At 33.6% G+C, this 8,701-nt stretch carries 6 protein-coding genes and 1 pseudogene; 2 read left to right on the top strand and 5 right to left on the bottom strand.

Annotated features, from left to right (window positions below):
• Positions 1 to 101 precede the first annotated feature (101 nt).
• Positions 102 to 3,638 carry a pyruvate:ferredoxin (flavodoxin) oxidoreductase gene (nifJ, locus tag ACI32A_RS05850; RefSeq protein ID WP_439754104.1) on the bottom strand — a complete coding sequence of 1,179 codons (3,537 nt, stop codon included), beginning with the start codon at positions 3,636 to 3,638 and terminating at the stop codon, positions 102 to 104.
• A gap of 98 nt (positions 3,639 to 3,736) precedes the next feature.
• The gene (locus ACI32A_RS05845) at positions 3,737 to 4,480 is read right to left on the bottom strand and encodes a DUF4186 domain-containing protein (protein ID WP_439754103.1); all 744 of its coding nucleotides are present in this window, start codon (positions 4,478 to 4,480) and stop codon (positions 3,737 to 3,739) included.
• A gap of 84 nt (positions 4,481 to 4,564) precedes the next feature.
• Here ACI32A_RS05845 and ACI32A_RS05840 point away from each other — a divergent pair, with 84 nt between their 5' ends.
• Positions 4,565 to 4,813: a NifU family protein gene (locus ACI32A_RS05840; protein ID WP_439754102.1), complete on the top strand. Its 249-nt coding sequence runs from the start codon at positions 4,565 to 4,567 to the stop codon at positions 4,811 to 4,813.
• A gap of 29 nt (positions 4,814 to 4,842) precedes the next feature.
• Here the strand turns inward: ACI32A_RS05840 and ACI32A_RS05835 are convergent, their stop codons facing one another.
• Positions 4,843 to 5,469 carry an HAD-IA family hydrolase gene (locus ACI32A_RS05835; RefSeq protein ID WP_439754101.1) on the bottom strand — a complete coding sequence of 209 codons (627 nt, stop codon included), beginning with the start codon at positions 5,467 to 5,469 and terminating at the stop codon, positions 4,843 to 4,845.
• A 1-nt stretch (position 5,470) separates the two neighbouring features.
• Positions 5,471 to 6,226 (bottom strand): esterase family protein, encoded by a 756-nt coding sequence (locus ACI32A_RS05830; protein ID WP_439754099.1) that lies wholly within the window; start codon positions 6,224 to 6,226, stop codon positions 5,471 to 5,473.
• Positions 6,227 to 6,331: 105 nt separating this feature from the next.
• Between ACI32A_RS05830 and typA the strand changes: the two genes are divergently transcribed.
• Positions 6,332 to 8,161 carry a translational GTPase TypA gene (gene typA / locus ACI32A_RS05825; RefSeq protein WP_439754098.1) on the top strand — a complete coding sequence of 610 codons (1,830 nt, stop codon included), beginning with the start codon at positions 6,332 to 6,334 and terminating at the stop codon, positions 8,159 to 8,161.
• Positions 8,162 to 8,204: 43 nt separating this feature from the next.
• Here typA and ACI32A_RS05820 read toward each other — a convergent pair.
• Positions 8,205 to 8,701 (bottom strand): annotated as a pseudogene (locus ACI32A_RS05820) (hypothetical protein); the annotation flags it as partial.

The raw sequence follows: 8,701 nt of genomic DNA, 5'->3' as shown, positions 1-8,701 counted from the left end.
GTAACTACCTGTGGTTGGTTTGTTCCCAACTGAATTCATGCCATGCCCGGCACACCAAAAAAAAGCTTGTAGAAAAATCTACAAGCATGAAAACTTATTTATTATTTATATAATTCAACAAGTTTTTGTAAGTGTTCATAGCGTTCTTTAGCTAATTCTTCATTCTTAGTAAATAATTTTTCAGCTCTTTCAGGGAATGGTTTAACCAAACGAGCATAACGAGCTTCGTTCATTAAGAATGCACGGTAATCTTCCCACTTACCTTCTTTAGAAGTCAATGTGAATGGGTTCTTTCCTTGTTCTTTCTTAGCTGGATCAAATGAGAATAAGTTCCAGTAACCAGCAGCTACGGCTTTCTTCATTTCATCTTGACAATGGTTCATTCCACCTTTGGCAATTCCATGTAATTCACATGGAGCATATCCAATGATTAAAGAAGGCCCATTATAAGCTTCGGCTTCGGCAATACATTTAACAGCTTGAGCAGGATTAGCTCCTAAAGCAATTTGTGCAACATAAACATATCCATAGCTCATTGCGATTTCAGATAAAGATTTTTTCTTCATTTCTTTACCAGCAGCCGCGAATTGACATACTTCACCAACATTAGATGCTTTAGAAGCTTGTCCACCTGTATTTGAATACATTTCTGTATCGAATACCATAACATTTACGTTTTCTCCAGAAGCTAATACATGGTCTAATCCACCGAATCCGATGTCATAAGCCCATCCATCTCCACCAAAGATCCATACAGATTTCTTAGCCAGGTAAGATTTCTTTTCAAGGATTTCAGCAGCTAATGGAGAATCCACTTTTTCAATTTCAGCTACCAATGCTTCTGTAGCAGGTGTATTGGCTTTTGTATCGTCTTTAGTTTCCATGAATTTAGCGAATGCAGCTTTTAATTCTTCAGAACCATTTTCAGCTAATTCAGCTACTTTTTCAATTGTTTGTTCACGTAAAACTTTTTGTCCTAAAGCCATACCAAATCCATGTTCCGCATTGTCTTCGAACAATGAGTTTGACCAGGCAGGTCCTTTTAAAGTGTCTTTATTGACAGTGTATGGACTTGTTGCAGCTGGTCCACCCCAAATAGATGAACATCCAGTAGCATTTGAAATATACATTTGTTCACCAAATAATTGAGTAACTAAACGAGCATATGAAGTTTCCGCACATCCAGCACATGAACCAGAGAATTCTAACAATGGCTGGTTGTATTGAGAACCTTTAACAGTTGTATCCGCAAATCCAGAATCTTTCTTAGAAACATTTGCTACTAAGTAATCAAATACTGGTTGCTGATCTGCCTGATCGGCTTGTGGAACCATTTCAATGGCTTTTGTAGGACATACAGTAATACATTCACCACATCCCATACAATCTAATGGAGAAACTGTCATAATGTATTTGTATTGACCTGCTTTTGGTTTTAAATCTGCAACAACCATATTATCTGGACCAGCAGCTACTTCTTGTTCTGTTAATAAGAATGGACGAATTGTAGCATGTGAACATACAAAGGCACATTGGTTACATTGAATACATTTAGAAGCATCCCATGCAGGAACCATAACAGCTGTTCCACGTTTTTCATAAGCAGATGCTCCTGTTTCCCATTGTCCATCGGCATTTTCAACAAATGCAGAAACTGGTAAAGAATCTCCATCCATGATTCCAACTGGATTCATGATATCTTTTACTAATTTAACAGTTTTTGGACGTCCACTTAATTCAGCTGGTGCAGCATCTGGTTCTGGATTTGACCAGGAAGCTGGTACTTCTACTTTATGAGTTGCATCCACTCCAGCATCAATTGCACGGTAGTTCATTTCAACAACGGCATCACCTTTTTTAGAATAAGATTTTTTAGCTGCAGCTTTCATATAGTCTACCGCTTCATCAATTGGCATAACATTAGCTAATTTAAAGAAAGCAGCTTGTAAAATTGTATTTGTACGTTTACCCATACCAATTTCGATAGCTTTATCGATGGCATTGATTGTATACAATTGAATGTTGTTGTCTGCAATATATTTCTTTGCTTCTGCATTTAAGTTTTGTTCCAATTCTTCATCTGTCCATTGACAGTTGATCATGAATACACCACCAGGTTTAACATCTTGCACCATCTTATATCCTTTAACAACATAAGAAGGGTTATGACAAGCTACAAAGTCAGCTTGATTGATGTAGTATGGTGAACGAATTGGGTTATCTCCAAAACGTAAGTGAGAAATAGTGATTCCACCTGTTTTCTTAGAATCATATTGGAAATAAGCTTGAATGTATTTGTCAGTGTGGTCCCCAATAATCTTTGTTGAGTTTTTATTGGCACCAACTGTACCATCTCCACCTAATCCCCAGAACTTACATTCAACTGTTCCTGGAGCTGAAGTAATTGGAGCTGGTTTAACTTCTGGTAATGAAAGATTTGTAACGTCATCTACAATACCAATTGTAAAACGAGGTCTTGGATTTTCTTTCTTCAATTCTTCATAAATCGCAAATACACTTGAAGGAGGAGTGTCTTTAGAACCTAATCCATAGCGTCCACCATTCAATACGATGTCATTTAATCCTGCTTCACGTAAAGTAGTCGCAACATCTAAGTATAGAGGATCTCCTAATGAACCTGGTTCTTTTGTACGATCTAATACAGCTACTTTTTTAGCAGTAGCAGGTAATACTTTTAATAAGTGTTTTGAAGACCATGGACGATATAAACGAACTTTAATAACACCGACTTTTTCACCTTTAGCTGTTAAGTAATCAATAACTTCTTCAATTACGTCATTGATTGAACCCATAGCTACAATTACGCGGTCAGCATCTGGTGCTCCATAGTAGTTGAACAAATCATAGTTTGTTCCTAATTTTTCATTAATTTTACCCATATATTTTTCAACAACAGCTGGTAAAGCATCATATGTGCTATTGCATGCTTCACGGTGCTGGAAGAAAATATCTCCATTTTCATGAGATCCACGCATTGTTGGATGTTCTGGGCTTAATGCATGTTCACGGAATGCTTTTACCGCATCCATTGGACACATGTCTTTTAAATCTTGATAATCCCATTCTTCAATTTTTTGAATTTCATGAGAAGTACGGAATCCATCAAAGAAGTTGATAAATGGTACTTTTCCTTCTAAAGCAGCTAAATGAGCTACTGGACTTAAGTCCATTACTTCTTGTGGGTTTGTTTCACATAACATCGCAAAACCAGTTTGACGACAAGCATAAACATCGGAATGATCTCCAAAAATGTTCAATGCATGTGTAGAAACTGTACGAGCTGATACATCAAATACACATGGTAATTGTTCAGCTGCAATTTTATACATGTTAGGAATCATTAATAATAACCCTTGAGATGCCGTGAAAGTAGTTGTTAAAGCACCTGTTGCTAATGAACCATGAACGGCTCCTGCAGCACCGGCTTCAGATTGTAATTCACTGACAACAACTTGGTTACCAAAAATGTTTTTTAATCCAGCAGCTGACCATTGATCAACAAAGTCTGCCATTGGACTTGATGGAGTAATTGGATAAATCGCTGCCACTTCAGTATATGCATACGCAACGTGAGCGGCTGCCTGATTTCCATCCATCGATTTTCTTGCTCTAGGCATGATAATAACTTCCTCCTTATTATTCTTTTCACATACAGATTAATTATATTGTTTTTTTTTCATTTTTTAAACCCTAAGAAGATATTAACTTTCTTTTTTTAGTTTGTATTAACTAACTCAATTTCAATCCAATTTATTAAAATAGATACAATGTAAGCTATTTCTTTTTCATTTAATATATGATTTTCATCAATTTTATGCCATTTTCTTAAACAAGAACGACAACAACATCCACATGCATGCATCGCAATAAAAATAGGATGTCCTTTAAAAGGTGTTTGTTTTCCATCTTGAATAAGTTTCACTTTTAATTTTTTATATACAAATTCATAGGCATGTTGTTCTATTGTTTTCATTCCTTTATTTTGTATATATTCTTTATCTTTTTGTTTCAAATGAAAAGAAGAACGAAATTTTGATTGGTGTAATAAATCATAAACTGGATAGTATGTAAAATCTAATTGTGCTTTTTGAGCTTGTTGAATTTGATAAGCCATATCAATTTGATATAATCTGGATTTATAAAATAATTTTCCTGTACTTCCAAAATAAAAAGACATATGATTTTGTATACAATATTTTCTATATTCTATTAATTGTTCATAATCTAATATCTTATTTCCTGTTGGATCTCCTTCAATATATACAGAAACAAATCCTTTTATTTTCTCAAAAGAAAATGGATAGTTATAGAATCCATTTTGTGCATATTGAAAAGATACATTTTCTTTTGTATATATAATGAATTCTTTTTGATCTAAATAAGAATATAAATCTGAATTTAAACAAATAATATGATTGGATGTAATTGTATCGAGTTTATTCATCTTTTGAAATTTCATAAAATTAGGATACAACATATTTTCATATCATTTCAATGGACAATCCATTCATTTTAGTTTAAACTACTTTTTGGAGATGAGAATATGTCAGAAGAATTTGTATTACCCGATGAAAGAGCTATTGAAGCTTGTTTAGATACAATACGTCCTTATATACAACACGATGGTGGTGACGTAGAATTATTAGGAATTGATGAACATGGTGTTGTTTATGTCACTTTTAGAGGAGCCTGTGCTGGATGCATGATGGCAGCTGCTGATTTCTCGGAAGGAATTAAATTATTATTAATGGATGAAGTGCCAAATATAAGAGATGTAATGCTAGTAGGATGAAAATCCTGCTTTTTTTATGAAAAAAAGATTTATTGATCTAATAAAATCAATAAATCTTCTGGTTTAGTAAAAATATAATTTGATTCAGAAATATGATTTAATACGCTTCCCCATTTCGCAAATCCAAAATCAATTCCTGCATTTTTACTAGCTTCAAAATCTGATGCAGCATCTCCAATATAAATGACTTCATCTTTATCAAGATTTAATAATTCCATGCATTTCAATAAAGGAGCCGGATCTGGTTTATGTTTTTTCGTATCTTCAAATAATACAACTACATCCATAATTGCATCTAATCCATTATCAATGGCATCAATTTTATATTGTTTTGATAATTTTGAAGTGACTATACCTTGTTTTATTTGATTTCTTTGAAATGTTTTTAAAACATTTTTGATATTTGGATAAACAAGAGCTCCATTTTCATATTCATTCACATATTGAACCCATCTTTTATATGTCTGTTCTGGATTTTTTATGTCAAGTAATTCCATGACTTTCATTCCAGGATAAGAAGCATATTGACAAGCTTGTTCAAAAGATAATTCAATGCCTTTTTCTTCTTTTATGATTTTGATTAATGGATACATATTCATATCCAATGTATTAATCAAAGTCTGATCTAAATCATATAAAATTGCTTTATATTTCATATTAATAGTGTTCAATCATTTTAGGAATAAAATATTTCAATTGTGTTTCCCACCAAGGCCAGTCATGATAAACATCATGTCCCCAGATATCAAACCAGATATGAATTCCTTTTCCTTCTAAAATAGCTTTCAAACGATGAACTGTTGCTAAACCTTCTTCTTCCCAGCTTCCTTGTCCACAACAAATAATAATTTGATTTTGATTGTATTTATCTACATATGGATGATTTGGATCGATATTAGCTAAATACGCACATGGATTGTTGTTGTAAGAAAATTCATCACGATAATTGTCATAATACCAAGTTGGTTCAAAGTCATACAATCCAGACAGTGCTAAGCATTGATCAAAAATATATGGATAACGGAAAGCTAAATTCGCAGCATGACTGGCTCCTAAAGAAGCACCTGTCACCATACAAGAAGAATTTGTATCCAATCCGGCTTTATATAATGCACTTGGAATTAATTCCTGAACAATATAATTGTTCCAGGCTTCTTGTTTTCGCATGCGATCATATGTAGATCCATGACTGGACCAGGCTTCTTCGTCAATCGTATCACATGTTACAAATTGAATAAGTCCTGCTTCAATATATTCACTGACTAATTCAAACATATGGCGGTCTTCCCATTCAAAGAAGCGACCATTTTGACAAGGAATAACAAGACACATTTTTCCAGCGTGTCCATACATTTTAAATTCCATATTTCTATTTAATTGGCTTGACCATTCTCTAAAATAACGTACTTGCATATTTTTCTCCTCTTTTTTGATAATGTATTATAGCATATTCCATTGAGTTTTTTAAAGACTTGCTTTATAATATCTTCGGTTTTCTAACAGAAAGCGAGGCTGCAAATGGAAAAAGAAAAAATTTTAAATATAGCTGTCATTGCCCATGTCGATGCAGGAAAAAGTACATTAGTGGATGCCTTTTTAAGACAAAGCGATGTATTTCGCAACAACGAAGAAATCGTTGATTGTGTTATGGATTCCAATGATCTTGAAAGAGAAAGAGGAATCACTATTTATTCAAAAAACTGCTCTGTCATACATAATGGCGTAAAAATTAATATAGTCGATACACCGGGTCATGCTGATTTTTCAAGTGAAGTTGAACGTATCATTCGTACTGTAGATACAGTTATTTTATTGGTGGATGCATCAGAAGGTCCTATGCCACAAACGCGTTTTGTTTTATCAAAAGCATTGGAAATTGGTTTAAAACCGATTTTGTTAATCAACAAAATTGATAAAAAAGATCAAAGAGCGCAAGAAGTTGTAGATGAAGTCTATGAATTGTTCCTGGATTTAAATGCCAATGATGAGCAATTAGATTTCCCTATTTTATATGGAATTGCTCGAGAAGGTATTGTTCAATATGAATTAGATGAACCATCTGATAATATTGATCCTTTATTTGATACAATATTAAAACATTGTAACGTTTATCCTGACTATGATGATCAGCCTTTGCAAATGCAAATTAGTGCCTTGGCTTATGATGAATACATTGGAAGATTAGGAATTGGACGCATTTATAAAGGAATATTAAAACAAGGTAATCAATATATTCGTTGCAACGAAGAAGGACTGGAAAAGAAAGAAAGTATTTCTAAGTGCTTTGTTTATAAAGGATTGTCTCGTACGGATGTAAAAGAAGCACATAGTGGAGACATTGTAGTAGTTGCTGGTATGCCAGATATCAATATAGGAGATACAATTTGTGAAATCGATCATGTAGAACCAATGGAACAAATTCCAATTGAAGAACCAACTCTTTCCATGAATTTCCATGTTAATTCTTCTCCTTTTGCAGGTCAATCTGGTAAATATGTTACAAGTCGTAATTTAAAAGAAAGATTGGAAAAGGAGTTAGAAGTTAATGTTGGATTAAAAGTAGAACCAACGGATTCAGCAGATTGTTTTAAAGTTTCTGGGCGTGGTGAATTACATATATCAATTTTGATTGAAAACATGCGTCGTGAAGGCTATGAATTGGCTGTATCAAAACCAGAAGTCATTCTACATGAAGATGAAAATGGCGTAAAAGTTGAACCAATTGAAGAAGTCGTTTGTATTGCACCAAGTGAATATCAAGGAACTATCATTAATAAATTAAATTTACGTAAAGGTGTAATGGTTAACTTAGAAGAAGACAATGGTTATGATCGAATTACATATACAGCTCCTACTCGTGGTTTATTGGGATTTAGAACAGAATTCATCAATGATACACATGGAGAAGGAACATTAGTTCGTCGTATTTGTGGTTATGAACCTTATAAAGGTGAAATAAATCAGCGTATGCAAGGTGCAATGATTTCCACAGAAACAGGAACAGCCATGACCTATGCTCTATGGAATTTACAAGAACGTGGTGCTTTATTTATCGGTCCTCAAACGGAGGTCTATGAGGGAATGATCATTGGAGAGAGTGCAAAAAATATTGATATGGATGTCAATCCTTTAAAAAACAAAAAACTGACAGCCATTCGTTCTTCTGGACGAGATGAAGCTATGTTGTTGACACCTCCAAGAATTTTCTCTTTAGAAGAAGCTTTAGAATGGATCAATGACGATGAATTAGTAGAAGTCACACCTGATGCGATTCGTATTCGTAAAAAAGGTTTAACAGCCATTGAAAGAAGACGCTTATATCGTTTAAAGATGGATCAAGAAGGATAAAAAAAACATCCCACTCATATTTGGGATGTTTTTTTTCGATCATTTAGGCCAATAATTTCTTAACAGAATCTACATCACAATTTAAAGCCTTGGCAATAAAGATATCTTCTGAACCCAATTTTTTTAAATTCTTAGCCAATAAAATTTTTTCTTCCAGTTTTCCTTTTTCTTCTCCTTGAGATATTCCTTGAGATATTCCTTGAGATATTCCTTGAGATATTCCCTGAGCGAATCCCTCAAGTCTTCCACTTTCTCTTATTTCTTCCATGATCTCACACATTTTTTTCACCTCCATATTTCCGGTTTTTAGTTGTTTGACATCTTCTTTAAGCTCTGTAATTTTCATTTCACGATAATCACTGCATCCAAAGTCATGCATCAATAAACCAAGCTCATCATTTCCTCTATATTGTCCATTGACATACATCAAATGAATTCGATCATTAAATGGACTGTTATCTAATTCATCGACTTTTCGATTGATGTGATAGACTGGACATCCTTTTTTGAAATAATCCTGTTCGGTAATGAAAATAATAT

The sequence above is a fragment of the Floccifex sp. genome, from assembly GCF_051873555.1.
In the GTDB taxonomy this organism is placed as follows: Bacteria; Bacillota_I; Bacilli_A; order Erysipelotrichales; family Erysipelotrichaceae; genus Floccifex.
Note: the sequence above shows the minus strand (reverse complement) of the source record. Positions and strands in the feature narration are given on the sequence as shown.

Bases quoted from the DNA above. Each gene is read 5' to 3' on its own strand.
- nifJ (WP_439754104.1), bottom strand. From the start codon at position 3,638: ATGCCTAGAGCAAGAAAATCGATGGATGGAAATCAGGCAGCCGCTCAC.
- ACI32A_RS05845 (WP_439754103.1), bottom strand. From the start codon at position 4,480: ATGAAATTTCAAAAGATGAATAAACTCGATACAATTACATCCAATCAT.
- ACI32A_RS05840 (WP_439754102.1), top strand. From the start codon at position 4,565: ATGTCAGAAGAATTTGTATTACCCGATGAAAGAGCTATTGAAGCTTGT.
- ACI32A_RS05835 (WP_439754101.1), bottom strand. From the start codon at position 5,469: ATGAAATATAAAGCAATTTTATATGATTTAGATCAGACTTTGATTAAT.
- ACI32A_RS05830 (WP_439754099.1), bottom strand. From the start codon at position 6,226: ATGCAAGTACGTTATTTTAGAGAATGGTCAAGCCAATTAAATAGAAAT.
- typA (WP_439754098.1), top strand. From the start codon at position 6,332: ATGGAAAAAGAAAAAATTTTAAATATAGCTGTCATTGCCCATGTCGAT.